Origin of the sequence: Christiangramia sp. 3-2217-3z, assembly GCF_051195275.1 — a bacterium.
In the GTDB taxonomy this organism is placed as follows: Bacteria; Bacteroidota; Bacteroidia; order Flavobacteriales; family Flavobacteriaceae; genus Christiangramia; species Christiangramia marina.
Genome location: NZ_JBNJLI010000009.1, coordinates 1 through 22,935 on the forward strand (window position 1 = coordinate 1; position 22,935 = coordinate 22,935).

Annotated in this window: 24 protein-coding genes, 2 tRNA genes and 1 pseudogene; 18 read left to right on the forward strand and 9 right to left on the reverse strand. The window is 37.0% G+C overall.

Annotated elements, in window-relative coordinates:
* The 6 genes from ACSHZO_RS14145 to ACSHZO_RS14170 all read left to right on the forward strand — a co-directional run.
* Window positions 1-582 (forward strand): IS30 family transposase (locus tag ACSHZO_RS14145; protein WP_298248181.1); only part of this gene is annotated, 582 nt, incomplete at its 5' end.
* Between the two features lie 160 nt (window positions 583-742).
* Window positions 743-2,041 (forward strand): hypothetical protein, encoded by a 1,299-nt coding sequence (locus tag ACSHZO_RS14150; protein ID WP_298248180.1) that lies wholly within the window; start codon window positions 743-745, stop codon window positions 2,039-2,041.
* A 98-nt stretch (window positions 2,042-2,139) separates the two neighbouring features.
* A complete protein-coding gene (locus tag ACSHZO_RS14155; protein WP_298248179.1) occupies window positions 2,140-3,165 on the forward strand; it encodes a carboxypeptidase-like regulatory domain-containing protein in 1,026 nt (341 codons plus the stop codon).
* 99 nt (window positions 3,166-3,264) lie between these two features.
* Complete coding sequence (locus ACSHZO_RS14160) at window positions 3,265-3,495, forward strand: hypothetical protein (protein ID WP_298248178.1); 231 nt, start codon at window positions 3,265-3,267, stop codon at window positions 3,493-3,495.
* A 284-nt stretch (window positions 3,496-3,779) separates the two neighbouring features.
* Window positions 3,780-4,433, forward strand: coding sequence for a DUF6624 domain-containing protein (locus ACSHZO_RS14165; protein WP_298248177.1), 654 nt, complete (start codon window positions 3,780-3,782; stop codon window positions 4,431-4,433).
* A gap of 114 nt (window positions 4,434-4,547) precedes the next feature.
* Window positions 4,548-5,582, forward strand: coding sequence for a serine hydrolase domain-containing protein (locus tag ACSHZO_RS14170; protein ID WP_298248176.1), 1,035 nt, complete (start codon window positions 4,548-4,550; stop codon window positions 5,580-5,582).
* A 3-nt stretch (window positions 5,583-5,585) separates the two neighbouring features.
* Here ACSHZO_RS14170 and nudK read toward each other — a convergent pair whose 3' ends face one another.
* A complete protein-coding gene (gene nudK, locus ACSHZO_RS14175) occupies window positions 5,586-6,176 on the reverse strand; it encodes a GDP-mannose pyrophosphatase NudK (RefSeq protein WP_298248185.1) in 591 nt (196 codons plus the stop codon).
* 130 nt (window positions 6,177-6,306) lie between these two features.
* Here nudK and ACSHZO_RS14180 point away from each other — a divergent pair, with 130 nt between their 5' ends.
* From ACSHZO_RS14180 to ACSHZO_RS14215, 8 genes are all read left to right on the forward strand, one after another.
* The gene (locus ACSHZO_RS14180) at window positions 6,307-6,660 is read left to right on the forward strand and encodes a hypothetical protein (protein WP_298248175.1); all 354 of its coding nucleotides are present in this window, start codon (window positions 6,307-6,309) and stop codon (window positions 6,658-6,660) included.
* A 102-nt stretch (window positions 6,661-6,762) separates the two neighbouring features.
* Window positions 6,763-7,290, forward strand: a complete 528-nt coding sequence (locus ACSHZO_RS14185) for a hypothetical protein (RefSeq protein ID WP_298248174.1) — start codon at window positions 6,763-6,765, stop codon at window positions 7,288-7,290.
* A 75-nt stretch (window positions 7,291-7,365) separates the two neighbouring features.
* On the forward strand, window positions 7,366-8,100 hold the full coding sequence (locus ACSHZO_RS14190; protein WP_298248173.1) for a flavodoxin family protein: 735 nt from the start codon (window positions 7,366-7,368) through the stop codon (window positions 8,098-8,100).
* A 290-nt stretch (window positions 8,101-8,390) separates the two neighbouring features.
* Window positions 8,391-9,041, forward strand: a complete 651-nt coding sequence (locus ACSHZO_RS14195) for an ATP-binding cassette domain-containing protein (RefSeq protein WP_298248172.1) — start codon at window positions 8,391-8,393, stop codon at window positions 9,039-9,041.
* A gap of 77 nt (window positions 9,042-9,118) precedes the next feature.
* On the forward strand, window positions 9,119-9,853 hold the full coding sequence (locus ACSHZO_RS14200; protein ID WP_298248171.1) for a class I SAM-dependent methyltransferase: 735 nt from the start codon (window positions 9,119-9,121) through the stop codon (window positions 9,851-9,853).
* 77 nt (window positions 9,854-9,930) lie between these two features.
* Window positions 9,931-10,869 (forward strand): M23 family metallopeptidase, encoded by a 939-nt coding sequence (locus ACSHZO_RS14205; RefSeq protein WP_298248170.1) that lies wholly within the window; start codon window positions 9,931-9,933, stop codon window positions 10,867-10,869.
* 58 nt (window positions 10,870-10,927) lie between these two features.
* Complete coding sequence (locus tag ACSHZO_RS14210; RefSeq protein WP_366878340.1) at window positions 10,928-11,155, forward strand: PLDc N-terminal domain-containing protein; 228 nt, start codon at window positions 10,928-10,930, stop codon at window positions 11,153-11,155.
* Between the two features lie 164 nt (window positions 11,156-11,319).
* Window positions 11,320-11,889 (forward strand): PepSY domain-containing protein, encoded by a 570-nt coding sequence (locus ACSHZO_RS14215; RefSeq protein WP_298248169.1) that lies wholly within the window; start codon window positions 11,320-11,322, stop codon window positions 11,887-11,889.
* Between the two features lies 1 nt (window position 11,890).
* Here the strand turns inward: ACSHZO_RS14215 and ACSHZO_RS14220 are convergent, their stop codons facing one another.
* The 4 genes from ACSHZO_RS14220 to ACSHZO_RS14235 all read right to left on the reverse strand — a co-directional run bounded on the left by ACSHZO_RS14220 (window position 11,891) and on the right by ACSHZO_RS14235 (window position 14,668).
* A complete protein-coding gene (locus ACSHZO_RS14220; RefSeq protein ID WP_298248168.1) occupies window positions 11,891-12,607 on the reverse strand; it encodes a glycosyltransferase in 717 nt (238 codons plus the stop codon).
* Between the two features lie 132 nt (window positions 12,608-12,739).
* Window positions 12,740-12,813, reverse strand: a tRNA-Pro gene (locus tag ACSHZO_RS14225).
* 67 nt (window positions 12,814-12,880) lie between these two features.
* Complete coding sequence (locus ACSHZO_RS14230; protein ID WP_298248167.1) at window positions 12,881-13,726, reverse strand: aldo/keto reductase; 846 nt, start codon at window positions 13,724-13,726, stop codon at window positions 12,881-12,883.
* A gap of 42 nt (window positions 13,727-13,768) precedes the next feature.
* Window positions 13,769-14,668: an alpha/beta fold hydrolase gene (locus ACSHZO_RS14235; RefSeq protein WP_298248166.1), complete on the reverse strand. Its 900-nt coding sequence runs from the start codon at window positions 14,666-14,668 to the stop codon at window positions 13,769-13,771.
* A gap of 488 nt (window positions 14,669-15,156) precedes the next feature.
* Between ACSHZO_RS14235 and ACSHZO_RS14240 the strand changes: the two are divergent.
* Window positions 15,157-15,492, forward strand: a pseudogene (locus ACSHZO_RS14240) (response regulator); the annotation flags it as partial.
* A gap of 9 nt (window positions 15,493-15,501) precedes the next feature.
* Window positions 15,502-16,047, forward strand: a complete 546-nt coding sequence (locus ACSHZO_RS14245) for a heme NO-binding domain-containing protein (RefSeq protein ID WP_298248184.1) — start codon at window positions 15,502-15,504, stop codon at window positions 16,045-16,047.
* 26 nt (window positions 16,048-16,073) lie between these two features.
* Here the strand turns inward: ACSHZO_RS14245 and ACSHZO_RS14250 are convergent, their stop codons facing one another.
* Window positions 16,074-16,619, reverse strand: a complete 546-nt coding sequence (locus tag ACSHZO_RS14250) for a hypothetical protein (protein ID WP_298248165.1) — start codon at window positions 16,617-16,619, stop codon at window positions 16,074-16,076.
* A 700-nt stretch (window positions 16,620-17,319) separates the two neighbouring features.
* Here ACSHZO_RS14250 and ACSHZO_RS14255 point away from each other — a divergent pair.
* Window positions 17,320-18,420, forward strand: a complete 1,101-nt coding sequence (locus ACSHZO_RS14255; RefSeq protein WP_298248164.1) for a mechanosensitive ion channel family protein — start codon at window positions 17,320-17,322, stop codon at window positions 18,418-18,420.
* A 43-nt stretch (window positions 18,421-18,463) separates the two neighbouring features.
* On the opposite strand, the gene ACSHZO_RS14260 is transcribed toward ACSHZO_RS14255, so the two are convergent.
* From ACSHZO_RS14260 to ACSHZO_RS14270, 3 genes are all read right to left on the reverse strand, one after another.
* Complete coding sequence (locus tag ACSHZO_RS14260; protein WP_298248163.1) at window positions 18,464-20,458, reverse strand: PAS domain-containing hybrid sensor histidine kinase/response regulator; 1,995 nt, start codon at window positions 20,456-20,458, stop codon at window positions 18,464-18,466.
* Window positions 20,459-21,262, reverse strand: coding sequence for an alpha/beta fold hydrolase (locus tag ACSHZO_RS14265; protein ID WP_298248162.1), 804 nt, complete (start codon window positions 21,260-21,262; stop codon window positions 20,459-20,461). It lies immediately after the preceding gene.
* Window positions 21,263-21,549: 287 nt separating this feature from the next.
* Window positions 21,550-21,624, reverse strand: a tRNA-Pro gene (locus ACSHZO_RS14270).
* 116 nt (window positions 21,625-21,740) lie between these two features.
* Between ACSHZO_RS14270 and ACSHZO_RS14275 the strand changes: the two genes are divergently transcribed.
* Window positions 21,741-22,931: a PQQ-dependent sugar dehydrogenase gene (locus ACSHZO_RS14275; RefSeq protein WP_298248161.1), complete on the forward strand. Its 1,191-nt coding sequence runs from the start codon at window positions 21,741-21,743 to the stop codon at window positions 22,929-22,931.
* Window positions 22,932-22,935 lie beyond the last annotated feature (4 nt).

Here is a 22,935-nt window from a genome sequence, read left to right on the forward strand (position 1 = left end):
GGAACCGGACGAAGAAAATCAAGGATTAGACGAAGAAGAAAAGGAAGCAGAATTATCGATCAGGTCAGCATTGATCAGCGACCAGCACATATTAACCTTCGAGAAGAAAGCGGACACTGGGAAGGTGATCTTATGGTAGAAGCCAATCACAAAAGTGTCATAGGAACTATTGTAGAACGCAAGTTCAGATACACTTTAATTATAAAATTAGATCATAAAAAGGCTAATCACGTCAGTAAAAAATTCTCCAAAACCTTGAATCAAATAGATCCAGTTTTTAAGAAAACGATGACTTACGACAACGGAGTTGAAATGGCTGCACATAAAAAAATTACACAAAAAACAGGAATGCAAATCTACTTCGCTCACCCCTATTCTTCCTGGGAAAGAGGCACCAATGAAAACACCAATGGACTCATCAGAAGATACCTTCCAAAAGGAACAAATTTTAATACCATTGATCAAAAACGATTGAAGATTATACAGGATAAACTCAATAACAGACCTCGTAAAATTCTGGGGTTTAAAACCCCACAGGAAATGATGGATCTTGAACGAAAAAAATTATATTTGAATACCTAACCTTTAAACTACGCTTTGTTGCGTTAAGACCTTGAATCCAGCGTACTGAATGTTTTCTATTGTTCCTATGCACCGTTAATAGTGCTGAAGTGTGAAGGTTAATTCTATTTTGATATCCAAATAGAATTTCTAAATTTGACAAACATCAAAAATTACATCAATGCATCACAAATTTTACCTGTCTCTGCTTTTAGCAGTTGCAGTTCTATTTTCATCCTGCACTTCAGACGATAGTGCTCCATCAATCGATTATTCCATCAAATCTGACGATCATCTAAAAATCCTGAGTCAGTATGACAACGGCTGGATCAAAGAAGCAAAACATGTAGATTCAGAAGACCTGCCTATACATGAGGTCACGTATCATGAAAACGGATTCATCAAATCGGCTAAAGTATATAACTTCTATCAGGATCGGGAATTATATATGGAGGTGAGAAGAGATGAACAAAACCGACCTCTATGGTCCAGGTACTATACTCCTGAGGGCGATGTATGGTTTGAAACGGCGTATGAGAATGGTTTAGTTTCAGAAAAAATCGTCTACAGCGAACTAGGAACTTCGATACACACTTACACAAATGGAGAAATCACTTCCATTGAATTTATAAGTACGAATGGCCTGGATAAAAGTATTACTTCCCATGATCTGGAAACAGGTACAAAAAACGTGAAAATCACCAAAAATTCTGAAGTGATTCTGGAACAGCAATTTAATGATCAGGATGATTTTGGTTCAGGTATTTTAACTAGTAACCATGCTCCAAAGGCCAATTCTTTCAATGAACCTCAAACCGGCTACTTAACAATAGGAACGTCTTTTAAACATAGTCCTGTCTGGCAATTCAATGCAAATCCTAAAGATGATGTGATTGGTTACAGAAAGTATGCAGGTTTGCACCCACCAGCTTCAAAATTTGCAGTGCAGCACGCAGTTAATTTTGAGATGTATCAATCTATTATTGAACAATATCCTTATACTGAAGACCAGGTTTTAATCCTTGGTTATAAAGAAAATGAAGGAAATACTGCAATAATTGACGTTAGTAGAGACGAAAGGTTAGCTATTGATGCAGAACGGCTTGAAAATCCCGACTTATTTGCTCTTAAATATGGAGATCAGTACGTAAATAAAATTCATTACGGGAAAAATCTTATAGTCGTTGGCGCGTTACGAAATATGCCAACGCATGTTACAGCGATTGAGCAAGTGAACAAGATCGCAGAAAAACGGATGAACGATATTCTAAGCGGCTCTAACCTGGTAAGTGATCATGAGATGGAAATACTGGATAAAGTTTGGTTCGAAGTCAAATTATTTTCCACCTTCAAGAATCAGAGAAACGGGATAGTGCTCGAGGACACTGATGATTATCAGGAAGCTTTGGATGAGTTTATAGCAGCGGATCCTGAAATTATCCAGTTTGAATATGCTAAATTCGAACATCTGGTTCAATAACATTTCAAACAGTTCTATACAAAAGCCATTCATTTCCGGATGGCTTTTTCTTTTCTGAAATTTAAATATTTTATATTAGAGCGTTATTACGATTATATATGGTCAAATTTTTCTTCCGAAGTAGATTCTTAAATATTATTTGTGTTCTATTGCTTATGACTGCCGCAACGGTCAATTCCCAGAATAAAATATCTGGAACCGTTCTTAGTGCCGAAGATTCAACCGCAATCATAGGTGCTTCCATATACTTTGATGGAACCAGTATTGGGGTTTCTTCAAATCAGGATGGGGATTTTGACATCTCCTTTATGGATAATAATTCCGCACTAATAATTACTTCTCTTGGTTACGAAGCGCTTGTATTAGATGCTTCAGAAATATTAAAAAATCCTGTAGATTCAAAATACTACTTACCTTTTAAACGTGAAGAGCTGGAAACTGTTTACCTTGAAACAGACCCATGGAGCAGATCGCGAAAACTTCGGCACTTCAGAAAAGAATTTCTGGGAAGGAACTACGCGATGTACAACTGTAAGATTATAAATGAGGACGCAATTAAGCTTAGATATTCCCCTTCAGAAAAAACTATGAAAGCTACCGCAATTGAGCCTTTAATCATACATAACGAATATTTAGGGTATGCCATTAGTTACAGCCTTGCCGACTTTGAGCTGGGATTCCAGATGAATGGCGGTCTACTTCTACCCTACTCCACTTATTTTGCCGGTTCAGCCTACTTTCAGTCATTAAAAAAGAAAACCGGCAGAAAGGTATTGAGAAACAGAGATCGTAGTTACTATGGTTCATCACTTCATTTTATGCGCTCACTTTACAAACATAAACTGGAAGAAAATAACTTCGCGATCTATCATAAACGTTTCCAAGTGCCTACCTACAAATTTTTCAACATTAGCGAGGAAGGAAAAAATCGAAAAATAGAATTACTTAAGGATGAATTGAGCATTCTCTACGATAAAACGGAGCAGTCTGCCATCGTTTCAAAAAATACGTTTACCATAGATCAATTTGGAAATCCGTCGCCACCAGAAGCCATACTTCTAAAAGGAATAATGTCTGAAAAACGAATTTCAGAACTTCTTCCTCTGGATTATAAGATCAACTAGAAAAGTGTGAATAAAAGTTTGGAATTTAATTCTACCATCAATTAGTATAGTATGTTATTTAATGATCTATCTTCACTCCCTAAATAACTAAAATACAAGATGCTTCTTTTCTGGATATCAACCATCATCGCATTTATAATTATCGCATATATTGTACATAAATTCTTCTTTAAAGATGTTCGAGGGAACCCAGCTGAGGATAAAAGGCTATGGAAATTCTGGGGTATAAGAACGTTTTACTGGCAGGGAGTTTTCCTTATTACGCTGGGAATTCTCGCACTAATTCTGGCAATTATTAAATGGAGCGGCGTCTGGCCTTTACTTAATTAAACTTAGAATTTCTACGAAAATGTTTATTGTTATTGAAGAACTATTCGAAAAATGATACTTTAAAGGCATGATAACGTAGTTCTAACCGTTATGGTATTTTTTTACAGAAGCCAATTCAAATTAGGGCTTCTGTAAAATTTTCCTTTTAAAGAAAGACAACCACAGATATTTGATTACGAGTACTTTATCTGAAGGACTTAGATTAAAATTATTTTTTCGGAAAAAAGCTGTAACAAACTAATGTTTAATTCGTTGTAATAATACACCATGGAAAAATATAATTCATGATCAAAATTATTGTAAGCCTTGCTATGCTTTTAGCAAGTAGTATTGTCACATCACAAAATCAACCACAAAACATTCAGACTCAACTGGACTCGATCTGGAAGACAGACCAGGATATAAGATTCGAGCTCATAAAACTTCAGCAGGAAGGGAAAATGAATTCAGATGAAACGAAGGAACTGGCTCAGCAAATGAAAACCCAGGACTCTGTAAATCTGGAAAAGGTTGAAAGTATACTTCAGAACGGATGGCCAGATGATCTCAACATGCAAGGGAATCAAACTATTTTCCTGGTGATTCAGCATGCCGATTTGCAAACTCAAAAGGAATATCTTCCGGTAATTGAAAAAGCAGTGCAGGACAACAAAACATTCCCCGCGAACCTGGCTCTCTTAAAAGATCGAATGGCCCTACGTGAAGGTAAAAAACAAATTTATGGTAGTCAGATTTTTATCGATTCCAATACCGGTAAAAAATATGTACAGCCTCTTCAAAATCCTGAAGGAGTAGACAAACTACGTGCTGAAGTTGGCTTACCTTCCATGGAAACTTATTTGCAACAATCATTTCAAATGGGCTGGAAACTTGAAGAATATTATAAGAATTTGCCAGAGATTGAGAAACTGCTTGAAGAAAGGAAGTCGGCGAAATAAAGTTTTAGATACATATCTTGACTATCAGTTAAAAAATTTGGAACATCATTGGTAATTTTAAAAGTTCATTTTAAGTTATTTTTGGAAGAAGATAAATAGATAACTACACACCTAATGCCTGCTACCAAAAGTAAAATTGTTATTCGAACCATACTTTTAGCTGGTACGGTGATATCGCTTTATTTTGTTCCATGGATACTCATCTGGGCGTGGATACTGCCATTACCGGACAGCGTGCAGGAACAATTAAACGAAGGTATCGAGCATGGTTTTGATGGCACTATAGTATATATTCAGCAGGGAGATCACCCAGCAGAATATTATACAGCCGGATGGCATGACCGCGACCGCATGATTAGAGCTTATCCCGAAGCTTATTTTAAAATTGCGAGTATTGGTAAACTGTATGATGCGGTCGCAATTACGAAACTGGTAGCCGAAGACCTTATATCTCTGGATAAAAGTATCCTTGAATACTTTCCTGAGTTTGCCGGCCGAATCGAACATGCTGAAAATATCAGCGTTCGAATGCTTGTCCAGCATCGTAGTGGTATCCCGAATTTTACTGATGTCCCGAACTTCTGGATGCATCCGCCGGAAAATGAAGAACAAACCCTGGAACTATTCCTTGACAAACCAGCCAGTTTTGCACCGGGAACAGATTATGCCTATTCAAATTCGAATTATTTCCTATTAGGTTTACTCATGGAGAAGGTGACCAATAATTCCAAAGAACAGGTGATAGAGAAAAAAATCCTTAAACCCCTGAAGCTTAAAAATACTTTTTTCAGCCTGAATGAGATTGATCTGGATAAACTAATGAGCGGTTATTATGTTGGAGTTGAAGAAGATATCAAGTCTACTAATTACCATTCGATGATCGCTACAGCGCAGGATGTGGGAATCTTTATAAAAGCGCTGAACACTGGTGAAATCCTTACCAAAGAGGAGAATGATATCTATTCTTCCATCTATAAATACGATCATACCGGATTAATTCCTGGTTACCAGAGTATTGCAAAATATCATAAAAATATCGATACGGTAGTGATCCAGTTCGTTAATACCGCAAATTTTGATGGCTATACCTGGAGTATTTCTGAAATTGTTTATGGCCGAATTCTAAAAATATTAGAGAAGCGCGACTAAGATTTATCTATTTGCCTGCAATAATTTCAAGTGTAAATGCTGTAATAGCATGATCGATTTACCATCCTTAATTTCTCCCGATTTAATCATTTTCAACGCATCAGAAAACTTAAGTTCCAGGACTTCAATGTCCTCCTGTTCTTCAGCGACACCTCCACCCTCGCCTATTTTCATGTCTTCATGATATTCAGCAATAAAGAAATGTACAATCTCGGTCACCGAACCAGGAGACATATAAGCTTCAAAAACCTTTTCGAAATTGGAAATCTCATACCCGGTTTCCTCCTGCGTTTCTCTTCGAATACAATCTTCAGCATTATCCATTTCCAATAATCCCGCACAGACTTCGATCATCATCCCTGAAGGGTTACCGTTCAAAAACGTAGGCATTCTAAACTGCTTGGTAAGAATTACACTTTCATTTTCTAAATTGTATAAAAGAATCGCGGCGCCATTTCCGCGATCATAAGCTTCTCTACTTTGATTTTCCCAAATACCGTCATTTCTTCGGAAGTCAAAATTCACCTTATTAAGCGTAAACCAGTTATCAGATAAAATTTCTACTTCTAAATTATCTACTCTTTCCTGTTCCATGTCTTCGGAAAATTTTAAACATGCAAGATACTGAGCAGTTTCCATTTGAAATCGTGAAAACCAGTTATTGTGCATAAAAACTTCAATTGGCTGAATTACAAATAATTTACTAACTTGAACTTCATTGAAAATGAATGTTTTACGAAAATCACAAGGCATGTCTGTAGAGCGAGGTCCCAAAAGTTTACACGAACATAATAGATCATTACTGTACTCCCAGAAACCTAAATTCAAGGAAGACCTTCGGGACCCCATAAATAGTGATCGTATACGTTTGGATGGTGTCAAATTCAGAAATTACACTTCAGAAGAGCTTGAGCAGGTATTAGCTGAAATAAAACTTAATGCTGCCCGGGATCTCCAACATCAATATAAATTGATGGTTATATCTTCGATTATTTCCGTTTTGATCATGCTCTTTTTAAAGTATAAATTAGATCAAAGATTCAGCATCGTAGAATCTGCAGCTACCGATCTACTATAATCACTTAGATTTCCTGACTTCAGAAAACAGTAATTATAAATAGCCAGCTATCTGGACCATATATCTTATATTTCAGCTATAAAAAATTTAGAGAAAATACCAATGAAGAAATTCTTAGCAAGCCTATTATTACTACTTACACTTAGCTTAAATGCACAGGAAATTTCAGAAAAAGAAAACCAGGATGATTATCTACATGAACTAATCGCAGATCTGGTTCAAAAAGAAGAAATTACGAAGGATCCTGTCATCATTTTAAATGAACAACTTCTAACAACCGAGGCTTTGGATACACTTAACATTTCAAAATTCGAAATAACCTCTTATGCCGTTATCAAGAAAAATCAGGAAGATGTCGAGGACAAATTTCGTAAACAAGGACTGAATGGAGTGCTCATGATCAAAACCAAATCTTTTCAGGAGACCCTAAGCAATAAAAATTACCTGGCGAAAGAGGATGTTTTGTATCTAATTGATGGAAAAGCCACACATAGCTCGATGCTTAAAAATATGGATCCGGAAACCATTGCTAAAATTGATGTTTTGAAAGATCAGGATTCTATCGCAAAATATACAGATGAGGAAGTCAATGGAATTATAAAGATTCAGCTAAAAAAAGGGAGTAAGTAACAGTGTACTGCAATGCGTATTATAAACTTTATAATTTTTACTAAATTGAAGGAAGTTTAATAAAAGTATTGAATCATGAGTAAACCAGACTTCAGTAATCTACGCTGTATCTATATTAATTGTACTCTGAAAAAATCTCCAGAGGAGAGCCATACTTCTAAATTGATAGAACTTTCTGCAGAGATCATGCGGCGGGAAAATGTGGAAGTGGAAGAAATAAGGTTTATCGATCATGATATTGCTACTGGTGTGTATCCCGATATGAAAGAACACGGTTGGGATAAGGATGAATGGCCAGCTATTTATGATAAGATCATGGCTGCCGATATCTTAGTTCTTGGAACTCCTATCTGGCTTGGAGAAAAATCTTCCATTGCGCAGAAACTTATCGAAAGATTATATGCCATGAGTGGTGTTCAAAACGATAAAGGTCAGTATGTCTTTTACGGTAAAGTTGCAGGCACGCTTATCACCGGGAATGAAGATGGAATCAAACATTGTGCGATGGGGATTCTTTACTCTATGCAACATGTTGGTTTTAGCATTCCTCCTCAGGCCGATGCAGGCTGGATAGGTGAAGTGGGGCCTGGGCCAAGTTACGGTGATACCGAGTGGAAAGACGATAAACTTGATCCACCAGCTGGTTTTGGAAGTAATTTTACTAATAAGAATACTACTTTCATGACCTATAATTTAATGCATTTAGCGTCCACTCTCAAAAAACAAGGCGGTTATCCTGCTTATGGAAATTCGGCGGAAGGCTGGGAAGATGGTAAGCGCTGGAATTTTGAAAATCCTGAGTACAGCTAAATGTAATTCCAGAATATAATTAATGAGAATCCTTTTGAACTTTTTGCTTTTCCAGAGAAATATTATTTTCACAGCCTTGCCTATCTCTCTACTGATTGCCGCTCTAACTTCTGAATTTTCAAATTTTGGATTCTTCTACTTTCTTACCAGTGTTTTGATTCACCTCAGTGTTTATAGCATCAAACCTCCTAAAGAACTATTTTTTTATTTAAATAACGGAATCTCCAGAGTTCAGCTCTTTTTGAGTACAATTCTTATTTCGGTTTTAATGATTCTTATATCGCAGCTTTTTGAGTAAACTTGAACTGGATAGTGTACAAAAGACTTATGGTGGTCAAAAGATCCTGAACGATGTTTACCTACAGTGTTCAACTGGAGAAGTGGTTGGTTTGCTGGGAAGAAACGGAAGTGGGAAATCAACGCTACTGAAGATCATGTTTGGGTCATTAACGGCCGACAGCCGGTTTCTTAGAATAGACGAAAAGGTTTATACAGGCTCAAGAACGATTCGTGATATTAAGTATTTACCGCAGGATAGTTTTTTAATTAAAAGTATCAGTGTAAAGAGTACTATCAATTTATTTCTTAGCGGCGAGTATAGCCGAATAGTTCTGGAATTACCTATAGTGAAGCCGTTATTGCGAGAACGAGTAGGCCATTTAAGTTTTGGACAAAGAAGAACCCTGGAAGTTCTGCTTTTACTTTTTTCTGAATCCAGGTTTCTATTGCTGGATGAACCTTTTAATGGACTCAGTCCTACCAGCAGAGAAGTAATTTCGAAACTTATCCAGGAGAGAAAAGAACATAAAGGCATCATCATTACAGATCATGATTACCGCAATGTAATTTCACTATCAGATCGAATCATGCTAATGGAATATGGTAATCTTCGGAAAATTGAAGATCTGGATGGCTTAAATTCGTACGGTTATCTCACTTAGAACTTTTGTAAATTAAGCCTTGCTCGTACTGAAATTTCAGAAAAAGCATTAAATCGTAACTTTAGACAAAAGAGGCTATGAAAAATCATTACAATTTGTTCATGTTATTACTGCTTGCATTAACAATGACCGCATGCGGACAGACAATAAAAGATAACACAGACGAGAAAACCTATACTTTTAAAGACGGCGATCCAAACGGAATTGGAAAGTGGTATATGGGTAGAGAGATCGCGCATGTCATGGGTTACCAGGGAATAAACTGGCTGGAAAGATCTGATCGCGAAAAAGAGGAAAATACAAGTCAGTTGCTGAAGAACATGAATATCCAGCCTGGTGATACGATCGCTGATGTTGGTGCCGGCAGTGGTTATCATGCTTTTAAAATGGCGAAATTGGCTACCGAAGGTTTTATTTATGCCATAGATATACAGCCGGAAATGCTTCAGGCGATTTCAGTAAAGCAGTCAGAACAACAAGTAAATAATATTCAAACCATTCAGGGTTCAGAAAAAAGTATTAACCTGGATGGGAATTCAGTTTCAAAAATATTGCTGGTGGATGTCTATCATGAATTTAATTTTCCGAAGGAAATGATAGAATCCATGCATAAATCTCTGATTTCTGATGGTAAGATCTATCTGATCGAGTATAAAGCTGAGGATGCGAACATTCCAATCAAGGAAATTCATAAAATGAGCGAAAAACAGGCGGTAAAAGAATTTGAAGCTTCCGGTTTTAGACTAGAGCAGAATATTGAGAATCTACCCTGGCAGCATTGCCTGATCTTTGTAAAAGAAAAATCGAACTAGTTCTGTTGAAAAAATCTAATAAATCTATAAATTCAGCAATTCTAAATCCAGATCAATCTGAGAAAGTTTTTTAACCTATGACGTGGAAATACCTGTTTCTAAGCATCTTTGTGAGTTTCATGTTCTATGCACCCAACTCATATGCGCAACTCCCGGATATCGAGATCATGCATGAGCGCAGAGGGGATAAAAGTATCGAGTTCAGTTACCGGAAGAATAAACCGGGTACATACTATCTAAAGTTGGAGTTTCCAGATCTTAAAAACACCAACCACGGTGATCACAAACAGATCTTGGATCATGACTATGGCAATCTTACCGTATTGCGTCCAATTAATCGGGAAGAGGAAATAGGCTATTCCTATACCTTCTCCTATATACGGGGCATTCCAAATCCTGAAGTGGACTCAACTTTTAAGTACTTGTTACCTCTGAAAACTTCAGGAACCGCCAGAATAGTAGAGACCACGCAAAAAAATGCAGCCGAAACCCAGGAGGTGCTTCCAGGAAACTGGATATGGTATATAATCACAAAAGGTGAGAGTTTTCCTGTTCACGCAATGAGGGAAGGTGTAGTTGTAGAAGTACGAAATTCAAAATCTGATAGTATTTCCCAAGATGTAAGAAACAGCGTTATTATTGAGCATAAGGATGGAACCTATGCAAATTACCAGAGATTGGAAGAGATAAAAGTTCTTCCAGGAGAAGAGGTAAATCCAAACCAATATCTTGGCGATTCTCAGCAGTTCGAAGACCAGAAATACCGACTTGATTTTTCCATAAATTACATTTATAGTGAGAAATTCGAAAAAAACCGCCAGAATGCATTGAAACAGGATGAAGCAAATTTTAAATTCCTGAAGCCGGTTTTCTATGCGAAAAATCATTCTGGAACTATCGATTCTGGCAAAGAATATACCATGGAGATGACTCAGGAAATCTTTACACAGGATTTTTCTAAAAGAGATCTTAGAAAATTTAAAAAGGATCCGTCACAGTTTAACTGGTCAAATTGATTAGCCTTTATTAAATTGTAATGAGTAAATATCTTTGATAAGAAAAACGAGATTTTATATGTGGAGTACTATCATCATCATTTTTATCATTCTAACCCTCGTTCTATGGATCTGGGCACTTGTGGATATTCTAAAAACCAGGTTCAGTTCCCCCATCCTACAGGTATTATTAATCCTTATGATCTTTTTATTTCCTGTAATTGGATCACTTGTATACTTTCAATTCAAGCATAGGTTTACGGAATCAAAAAGAAGCTTTGAACCTGCTTTCAAACCGAGAAATTAGCATTCAATTTCTACATTCTTCTGAAGTTTAGCTTAATAACGAATGCTGCTACAGTTATAAAGTTTTCTTCGGAAGTAGTCAACAGTCTTCCTGGCTATCAAGTTTGTTGTAGTATGATAGTTTTCTGAAACATTTTCCTATTTTCGTCGGAAGGTGAAGCCCCTATGAATAAACAGAAATCTAGAATTAGACAAGCACGGATCTTAAGAATTTTCAGAAAGATACATCGTACTATGGGTGCTTTTTTATTCTTTTTCTTTTTTATCGTATCCATCTCCGGAATCCTTCTGGGAGCCAAGAAAAATACTGCTGGCTATATTCTTCCAGAAACCCAAACCGGGCAAACTTCAAATTTTGAAGAATGGAAATCTATAGCTGTTCTGGAAAATATTGCACAACAAACATTGAAGGATTCAGTTTCATCTTTATTATCCCACGATATTGACAGGATGGATATTCGAAAGGAAAAAGGTATTGTAAAGTTTCTTTTCAAAGACCATATTCACGAGATACAACTTGATGGTACTACTGGTGAAGTACTAAATATTGGCCAGAGAAGATCTGATGTTATCGAAAATATCCATGATGGTTCTATTGTAGATGATTACCTGGGCACCGGTGGCTATTTTAAATTGGTCTATTCTGTTAGTATGGGAATTGCATTACTAGTATTTACCATTACCGGATTCTGGCTTTGGTATGGTCCCAAAAAATTGCGTAAGACCGGCAGATAATCTATTTTAAAAGCTTCTCTCCTACTTCGTAATGTATATAGTTTCGCTTCATCCATAAATATCCAAAGCAATCTATTAAAGGTTTGATCAACCTGTTTCGCAATCCAAACTTTGCAGTTCCTGCTATTCTTGGATAATGGCGAATTGGGATCTGAATCACTTTTCCTCCCTGTAACATGATCATTGCCGGTAGAAACCTGTGTAGTCCTTTAAAAAAGGGAATTCGCTTAGCGTAATCTGTATGCATGATCTTTAGTGGACAACCCGTATCAAACATCCCGTCGTTTGTGAAAAAGTTTCTGACGTTATTGGCTACCGTGGAAGAAAGGTTCTTTTTAAAAGAATCCTTCCGCTGATTCCTGTAGCCATTTACTAATTGATAATTATTGATTTCCTTGAGCAGAACTTCAAAGTCTTCAGGATCTGTTTGGAGATCAGAATCTATATAACCAGTAAGACTTGTGGATACATGATCGATCCCAGCTTTGATCGCCGCACTCAAACCGGCGTTTTTCGTAAAAGATATGTAACCGAAATGTTCAGATCTTTCACAGATTTCCCTGACCATTTTTAAACTATGATCTGTTGACCCATCATTTACCAGTAATATTTGAGTGGGAACACTGGATTTTTCTGCATACTCTCCAAGTTTCTGCTCAACGCGGAGCAAGTTCTCTTCTTCGTTATATAAGGGAACTATAACAGTTAATTGGTGCATTCAGAAATCTTAGTCAATTAGTATATGAAAATCTTAAACTGCCGCAAATATATAAATATTGCTTAATAGTAGTTCCCATATGATTCCGAAGCATAAAAAAACCGACAACACAAATGTTGCCGGTTTCTTTTGTCGAGATGACAGGATTTGAACCTGCGACCCCACGCCCCCCAGGCGTATACGCTACCAGACTGCGCCACATCTCGATTGCTTAGCAAAAATAAGCTGGTTTTGTAGAAATTTCAAAATAATTTCGAGTAAACAATAGCCTTACTAAAGGTCCATTTCTTCCATAAAAGTATCTGGATGAGCTCCAGTACGCGTATTATCTTCCAGACCATTAATTTCAGCTACCTCATCGTCTGTTAATTCAAAGTCGAAGACATCGGCATTTTCCTGAATTCGCTGTTTATGTACGCTCTTCGGAATAGTTGCCACTCCCTTTTGCAGATCCCAGCGAATTACTATTTGTGCTTCAGACTTTCCGTATTTTTCAGCAATCGTTCCAATAAGCTCATTCTCTAGTAATTCTCCTCGCATAAGTGGTGACCATGCCTGAAACTGGATCTTATTTTTCTTGCAGTAGTCAAGTATATTCTGCTGAATAAGCTTAGGATGAAATTCGTTTTGCAAGACCATTGGCTGCACTCCTCCGAGTTCTTTAATACTCTCCAGGTGATGGATCATACAATTACAAACTCCAATAGCTCTAATTTTTCCTTCCTGGTACAGCTCCTGCAAAACTTTCCAGGATTCCAGATATTTACCAGGCTTTGGCCAGTGAATAAGGTAAAGATCAAGGTATTCCAGTTCCATTCTTTTCAGGGTCTCTTCAAAAGCTTTACGTGTGGTTTCAATTCCCTGATCTTCTATCCAAAGTTTGGAAGTAATAAAGATCTCCTCTCTAGGAATACCGCTTTTCCTGATTGCTTCGCCTACTCCCTTTTCATTTCCATAAAAAGTTGCGGTATCTATCAATCTGTAACCAGTTTCCAAGGCCGCTTTAATTGCCATATTTATCTCTTCTCCATTATCAGCTTTATAAACACCAAGACCTAAACCTGGCATTTTATAACCGTTATGCAATTCTATTTTATTACTAATGCTTTCTATCATCATCTTTTTTTCAAAGTTAAGAGTAACCGAGGAACATCTGATTCTCTAACTAGACTTTAAAAATTCTTTAACCTCTTTAAGATAAATTTCAGGTTTTTCAAGCCAACCATAATGACCACAGTCTGCCATTAAGATCAATTTTGAATCTTGGAAAATACTATCTGCATAGATCGCAATATCTTTATGAACAATCTCATCTACACCGTTCAGGATCAAAACAGGTTTATTAAACTTTTTCATTTCTTCGGAAACATCAAAATTAATGAGGTTCATATTCGCCCAAACCTGAGAATTGATTACTCGATCTGTATTCATAAGCCTTTCTGCTACTTCTGAAGTTCTGGTGGAATCATTTAAATAAGCGATCGCCATTAGTTTCGCCCGTTGGTAACGAGTCTCCCGCAGAGTATCACCAAAACTTATTTTCATAACCAATTGATTTAATTCATCGCGCTGGGATCTGCTCAATCTATCCTGAAGATTTGGGTAATCTCTCAATCTTAGATCCATGCCACCTGAGTGTGACTGTATCATCGCGCGTACTCTTTCAGGATATTTCGCCGCATAGGCATAAGCGAGCATTCCTCCAAAGGAATGTCCAAGTACGATCCAGTTCTCATATCCCAGGTGTTTTCTTAAAACCTCAATATCTTCCACCATAAGGTCGATGGTGTAGTCGGCATCGTTATTAGACAGAATTTTCGAATTTCCAGTACCTCTTTGATCGTAAGTGATAGTTCGATTATCTTCTGAAAGCAATTGTGCCAGTTCTCCAAAACCATCACTACTAATGCCAGGACCACCATTTATGATAAGAACAGGGTCTCCAGCCCCATACGTACTGTAGTGAAGTTTGCCATCTTTGTACTCGATCGTTTCTTCAGACTGAGCATGAAAATTATTAGTGATAAGAAATAGAAAAGTCAGATGGAAAAGCAGTTTCATAAGATTGAATTTGATTAAAAATACGTATTTATTGCGTTGGCCTGCTTTACAACGCAGCATGGACAATTTTAGTTCAGGCTTGTCGCAAATCGCTTAATATGATTATCTTCACCCCGGTTTTGCCCAAATCAACTTCTATGAATAGATCACTTTTACTTTTCCTGTTCTTCTTTGCATTTTTGAAGATGAACGCACAGCAAATTACCGAAAAGAACACAGATAGTCTTTATTTCCAGGGACTGGAACTCTACCAGAATAAGCAATATCAACAGTCTTTACAATACACGAACCGGGGATTACAACTTGCTCCGGAATATCATGATATCAGAATTTTAAGGGTTCGGAATTTATGGGCTCTTGACAGTATTGTTCAGGCTACTACAGATCTTGAATTTCTCATGCAGAATGCCCAGGATTATCCAGGTGTTAGAGAACTTACCGTTCGCCATACCAAATTATTAAAGGATCCTGAAGAGGCTCTGGCTTACCTTGAACAATTGGAGATGGTTCATAATGCAATAGATGGTGAAGAGGCGCTGGAATTTTTAAAACAAAAGGATAGGCTACCGGAAATAATATTACTGCATTTGAATATGCCTAAAATGAATGGCATCGAATTTCTAAGTATTTTGAAGCAGGATGAAACACTTAAATATATTCCTACTATAATTCTTACCACTTCAAATAATCGGAAAGATTTATTAGATTGTTTTAATATTGGTATCGCAAGATATATCTTAAAACCTCTCAAATATGATGATTATCTATATAAACTCAAGAGCTTACTGGATTACTGGAGCATTAACGAACTAATTAAAGTATAATATGAACGAATTGTTTTTACTGAGTTTCTGGAAATGGTCGAACAGGAGTTTGGTCTGGAAGTTCTGGATCAGATCATCATTGAATCTAACCTGGCTTCGGGAGGAATATATACTTCGGTTGGAACCTACGACTTCATTGAAATGCAGAGTCTTATCTTAAAACATTCAGAAAAAACTGGTTTGGGCGTTGATGATCTTTTATATGCCTACGGAAAAACATTTTTTGCAGTTCTGGAGAAGAACCATGCAAATATATTCAGCTTGTATAGTGGACCTTTGGAAATGCTTGCTTCCATAGAAAATCACATTCATGTTGAAGTTAGAAAACTATATCCTGGAGCAGAGATTCCTACCTTCCGTATCATTCAGCAAGATGATAATTCTCTTGAAATGATGTATTATTCAGATAGTTCCATGTACATGTTTGCCAAGGCGCTTATGGAACAAACCTTTGCACATTACCACGAAAATTCCAGGATTGAACTGGAAATGGTTCAGGAGAATGGTACACAGGTGAGATTCAGAATTTACAAGGAGCCGCATGCAGTCAGCTAAAAACGTTGAAATTCTGGAGCGTGCTCTTATGTGTGAGAAAGCTGCCCGAAAGGCGGCCGAAGCAATATTGGAGCAAAAGTCTCTGGAATTATATAATGTCTCAGAAGAATTACGTCAAGATTTAATCCTCCTGCATCACCAGATGTAAAATGTGGTTGATAACAATCTGTTTCTTCTAAAAGCTCTGATAATGAATAGAAAACCTCTGTGCTATTTTCAAATCCTATTCCCAGCAAAGCATTTGTGTGATCTTCGATTCTAATTCTATTAAAGGAATCTGGAGCTGTTATCGCAGCAGAGAAATCACCATTTTCATCTATAACTATTCTGAAATCGTCTGCAATAGGAAATGAGTCGGTACGATAGATACCTACAACAGATGAATTGTTTTTTAATTCATTCCCAAAAACTATCGATTCAACTATATCGCCTACAAGTTCCCCCAGGCTACCCTGTAAGAGAGCGTCGAGAATAGTTGGATCAAAATCCAGTCTGGTAAAGGTGGTTCTGGAAGCGTTGAGTGCACCTGGATACTGAAGTTCCAGTATTCCAACATCAGCTCCTGCGTTCAAGATAAAACCTGAATCCGAATTCAGCGTGGCTGATGAATTATTTAATTGAATAGCATTTGAAGAATTATCTACATTTTCTTCTTAGACAACACTATTCGCAATTTCCTGATAATACAAATTTTGGGTAATTCCTACAGTAAATAGTAATAATACCCACAATCTGAATTGTGTAAAAATTTTCATAGGCAGAGATTAAATTAGTAATTACTTTCAATCCAGTAGGGTAACTGAGACCTATTAAAAATAAACAACACCTTATCGCTACACCGATAAAATGCTAATCAGAGATATTTTATAATTCTTGGCTAGACCTAATACATAAACTTTAAAAATGTTAACAAGTTAAATTAATTTTAACTATTTAAGATTTTGCTTAAGAATACCACATTTACTAACCCTCGGAAATATGTTAAATTTTACTGACGAATAACATCTATCCTTTTTAAATCTTATAGGAAACTCTTAATAGAAATTGCTCTTGAAACAATACAATTAGGATTTATCAATGATTTGAAAGATTACACTAGGTTTATTAATTAATGTTCAAGCACCTTATTTCACTAAATACTGATTCAATGAAGACACAAATCAAAAACCTAGTTTCACCTTCACTAAATAAACCTGATATTTACATTTATTTTATCCAATCAGTCTTCACTAAATTGCAAGAGATTAACTAATACCCTGTAATAAAAAAACAATGATCAATTTCTGGAATACGTATCGCGAATCTATTATTTACGGACTTATAGTTGTGGGATTGGTTTTACTATTGCTCATTGCCACCAAATATCTTATTCGTTGGTTAATTGGAAAAGCGAAAAAGAAATATCCAAATGACGAGCACCACAGGATAAGCCTTGTAGGTCGTATCTTAAAGATTCTATGGGTTGTATTGGGATTGATTGCTTTCAGTCTTGTCTTCATTTCGGAAGATAAATACGATATAGCTAAACAAAATTTCGAACTTATACTCTATGTGGGTTTCGTACTTATTTTCACAATTATTGGAGCCAGTATTGTTGAAGCTTTATTTGCACGAACAATCAAGAAAACAGCTGCTTCTGGCGGTGATCCAACCAGCTATAAGTTTTTGAGGTACCTGAGTGTATTCGGTGTATATTTTATAGGTGCTATCCTGGCAACTCTGGCTTTTCCAGCCCTAAGAGGGATTGCTCAAACTGCCCTAGGTGGTGCGGGTATACTGGCCCTGGTGATAGGTGTGGCGTCCCAGGAAGCACTTGCAAACCTGATTGGCGGGGTATTTATAATTGCGTTTAAACCCTTTAGAGTTGGTGATGTTATTAAAATTACAGAGGATCTCGTGGGTACCGTAACAGACATCACCCTTCGGCATACGATCATAAGAAATTATCAGAATAAGATGATCGTGATTCCAAATGCTATTATTAATAAAGAAAAAGTGACCAACTACGATCTAGATGAAAAGAAGATCTGCCAGTGGATTGAAATTGGAATTTCTTACGACAGTGATATCGATCTCGCAAAAAAGATCATGAAAGAAGAGTGCGAGGCTCATCCCAATCTTTTTGATAACAGATCCAATCAGGATCTTAGAAACGGAGTTCCTCTAGTGATAGTAAGAGTCACCAACCTGGGGGATTCATCCATTACTATCAGAGCCTGGGCGTGGGCATGGGATTACGCTTCAGCCTTTGTCATGAAATGTGAGCTTTACGAGAGTATTAAAAAAAGGTTTGATGCCGAAGGAGTGGAAATACCCTTTCCGCACAGAACTTTGGTATTTAAAAAGGATAAGAATGAATTGAAGGTTGATTAGCTTTGATACGACAATGTAGGAAATATCACTTAACCTCAATCTGTTATTCGAGCATTAAAGTGTCTACATCTGTATGCTTTAAAGAGATTATTACGTGGTGAAATTCTGCCATGGCTCGCTTAATGACAGATTCTATTTTATCAGGATTTGCATTCTTATCTTCAAAACATATCTGGCAGTCTCTTAGTAATTCTACCAGTATATCAGACTGAATATAGTATACAGACATGGTACTTTTATGAATAAGCTCGGAGATTCGATTGGAATCCCGTAGATCTACAGCTTTCTGGAAATCTTCCAAATAGTCTTGAAAAGCTGTTAACGTGTTGACGATAAACTTCTGTAGAAATTCCGGTTTATTATTAGCCATGTTTACAAATCGGCTTAGGTCTATAGATTTCTTAGAGGCTTCTTTATTTTCTTCCGAAGAGATAATTCCCATCTCATCCTGTACGGGATCGCTGATTTTTTCCATTTCTGAAGAGGTAACTATATAATTTGCGATAAGCTTATGTAGATCCTCCGGACCAAATGGTTTGGAAATAAAATCATCTATTCCTGCACGATCGAGTTCAGATTCTATTGCCTCCCTGCTCGCAGCCGATAATGCCAGGATCACAGGTTGTTTTTCAAGATTAAGGTTTCTAATGGTAGAGGATGCTTCAAAACCGTTAATGACAGGCATATGAAGATCCATAAGAATAACATCGTAATGCTTTTTCTTCGCAGCTTCGATGGCTTTTTTACCATTTTTAGCGGTATCGAAATTGATCTTCCATTCCTTAAGATACTCAGAAATAACAAAAATATTGACAGGATTATCTTCAACGATCAGTAATTTAGCTAAATCCAATTTTTTTCTTTGAATGCTGTCATCAGCATCCAATTCATTTAATGAATTGCTGTACTTATCATAAGTGATATCAAAGCTAAATTCAGATCCTTCTCCTAATACGCTTTTTACCTTAATCTGGCTGCCATGAAGCTTTAAAAGTTGCTGCGAAATGCTGAGACCAAGACCTGTACCACCATATTCTAGATTTACATCATAACTTGCCTGTGAGAATTCATCAAAAATGCTTTGCAGCTTATCCTCTGGAATCCCAGTACCCGTATCAACTACTTTAAAGTTAAGAGCAGATTTTTCTGAAGATGATGGGTTAAGTTTCACCATTAACTTCACATGACCTTCACAGGTAAATTTAATCGCGTTACCTAAAAGATTTGTAAGTATCTGGCTAAGCTTAATTGGATCACCAATGATATAATTTGGGATCTTATCATCTATTTCAGAAATTAGTTCGACACCTTTCTCATCGCATTTCAGCTTAAAGGTATGGATCAAACTATTAATGAGAGTGCGAATGGCAAATGCCTTCTTTTCTAATCGTACTGCCTTGGCTTCCAGTTTACTCAGGTCCAGAATATTGTTTACCAAACCCAGGAGATTCCCAGAAGATAACCTGAGTATATCAGCGTACTCTTTCTGTTTAGGGTCTAAGGATGTTTTAGATAGAAGGTCACCTATTCCAACAATGGCGTTCAAGGGTGTTCTTATCTCATGACTAATGGTAGCAAGAAACTCTGCTTTTACCTGGGCCAGTTTTTCAGCCTTCAGCTTAGCATTCATTAGTTCCTGTTCGTACTTTTTTCTATCAGAAATATCAAAAACTGAAGCTCTGTAGCGATTTTCACGAACTGTAGGACCTTTTAACTCCTTGACATTGATCAATGCTGGAAAGGTAGATCCGTCATTTTTTCGAATTTCGAAATTGATCTCATTTGCAAAACCCTGAATCCTTATTAAGGGAAAAAAATGAGTTTCGAAATACATTCTTCCACCCATTTTAAAAAGCTCATAAATCTTCTTCTTTCCCAGAATTTCATTTCTGTCGAATCCAAGCCATCCCAGTAGCGTCTTATTTATATTGTATATCGTACCATCATTTCTGAAAGAAACATAGCCGCAAGGTGCATCATGGTACAAATCTTCAGCAGATTCAAATATTTCAGGTTTATTTTCACTGCCCTCTTCCATCTAGTCCTTTTTTTCCAGGTAATTCTTTATAGCACTGATCGTTTCTTCCGGAGCACTTAAGTTTGGACAGTGCCCGGTTGCATCGATCAATTCTAAGGTACTACTCGAAATGTTGTGGTTTACATATTCCACAACCGTGAGCGGCGCAATAGCATCCTCTACACACTGAATTATTAAAGTCGGAATTTTAAGTTTATTGAGATCCTGGCGATTGTCTGAAAGAAAAGTGACTTTCGCAAAGTGTTTTGCTATTTCCGGGTTTGTTCTACAGAAACTATTGGTTAATTCTTCACCTAACTCTGGAGTCCCCATAATAACCGGCGCCATTGTAGATGCCCAGCCCAGATAATTGCTTTCCAATGTTTCTAATAATTCATCGATATCCTGCTGACTAAATCCTCCCTTATATTCATCTTTATTGATATAGCAAGGAGATGGGCCAATCATAACGAGATGCGAAAACAAAGAAGGTTTCTTATTAGCTGCCAGCAGAGCGATCATGGAACTTACTGAGTGCCCAACCAGGATAACGTTTTCCAGTTCCAATGCATGACAAATTTCCAGAATATCGTCTGCATAACCTTGCAGGCTATTATATTTCTGTATATCATAATAGGATTCATCAGAATTTCCGGAACCTACATGATCAAATAGAATGACTTTATAATCATCAAGAAATGCAGGATAAACGAATCTCCACATGAGTTGATCACAACCATATCCATGTGCAAAAACAATCGGCTGACTACCATTTCCTTTTACAGTAACATTATTACGTTTTAATACGTCACTTTGATCGATCATAGCCATAGAAATTAGCATGCTAAAATATGATATAATTTTTTAAGAATTGTGGAATTAGACCTGACTTTCGAAACTTAAAATGATAAGATTATTTTAAGTTCATAAATCGTGATCAATAGCTGGAACCTACCCTAATTTTAAGTGCTGCCCTATAGCAGTAATAGATATACTTTCGTTCAACAACAGGAAGGCAATCCAGAAGGACGATCAAATGGAAACATATTGGACATAAAAAAAGGTAATTACATGATCTTCATGAAATTACCTTTTTAATCTTCTTTAGTAAGTCGGGGTGGCAGGATTCGAACCTGCGGCCTCCTGCTCCCAAAGCAGGCGCGATAACCGGGCTACGCTACACCCCGAAAAATGCTTTGTTTAGCATTAATTGGGCGGCAAATATAAGAATAAATCATATTCTACCATGGAAAGTTTCATTTTTTTATATCTTAGTTCAAACATTGCTTTAAAAAAGAGAAATATGAAAAAGTATATTGCTTCCATTGGTATTTTACTTTCAGTTTATGCTTGTGGTGATTCAAATTCTGGAAACGATCTTTCAGAAAATACTGAAGATCCTGTTGCGGTTCCTGAAGCTACTTCCGAAGAAGATCAACAAGTTCCAGAACCTATGGAAGCTGGAGTATCAAATGCGTATGGTTTTGAGATGGTAGTTGAAGGGCTGGATATTCCATGGGGCTTTACATTTATGCCAGATAAAACCATGCTTATCACTGAGAAAAACGGTGATATCCTACATTTTAAAAATGGTGAAAAGATCCAGATTACTGGTGGTCCTGAAGTTTATGATCGTGGTCAGGGAGGTTTGCTTGATGTGGTGCTTCACCCAGAATATGAATCTAATGGCTGGATCTATTTCTCCTATGCTTCCCCAGAAGGAAGTGCAGATGGTGGGAACACCGCCATTATGCGGGCAAAACTTGAAGGCAGTAAATTGACTTCTCAAGAGGTTCTGTATAAAGCTTCTCCAAATACAACCAAAGGTCAGCATTTTGGCTCCAGGATAGCTTTTGATAAAGATGGTTACCTGTTCTTTAGTGCTGGTGAAAGAGGTGAGCGCGATGTAAATCCACAGGATATCTCACGTGATAACGGGAAAGTTTACAGATTGAATGACGATGGTTCTATTCCTTCAGACAATCCTTTCGTAGGGGAAGAAAATGCCGTTGAAGCGATCTATTCTTACGGACATAGAAATCCGCAGGGAATGATTCTCAACCCTGAAACCGGAGAGATCTGGGTACATGAGCATGGACCAAAAGGTGGAGACGAGATCAATGTGGTAGAGAAAGGCGCTAATTATGGTTGGCCTGTAGTGACTTATGGTGAAAATTACAGCGGGACACCAATTACCGACGAGCGTAGCAAGACGGGAATGAAGGATCCTATTTTCTACTGGTTACCTTCTATTGCTCCTAGCGGATTCGCTTATGTAACTTCAGAAAAATTTTCAGAATTGAAAGGGAAACTCTTAGTGGGATCTCTAAAATTTCAATATCTTGAACTCCTTGAACTGGATGGTAAAAAGATCACTAAAAGAACCAAACTTATTGATGGTGCAGGACGAATGCGTGATGTAAGACAAGGACCAGACGGAGATATTTATGTAGCCATTGAAGGTAAAGGAATTGCAAAATTAACCAACAAATAATCAC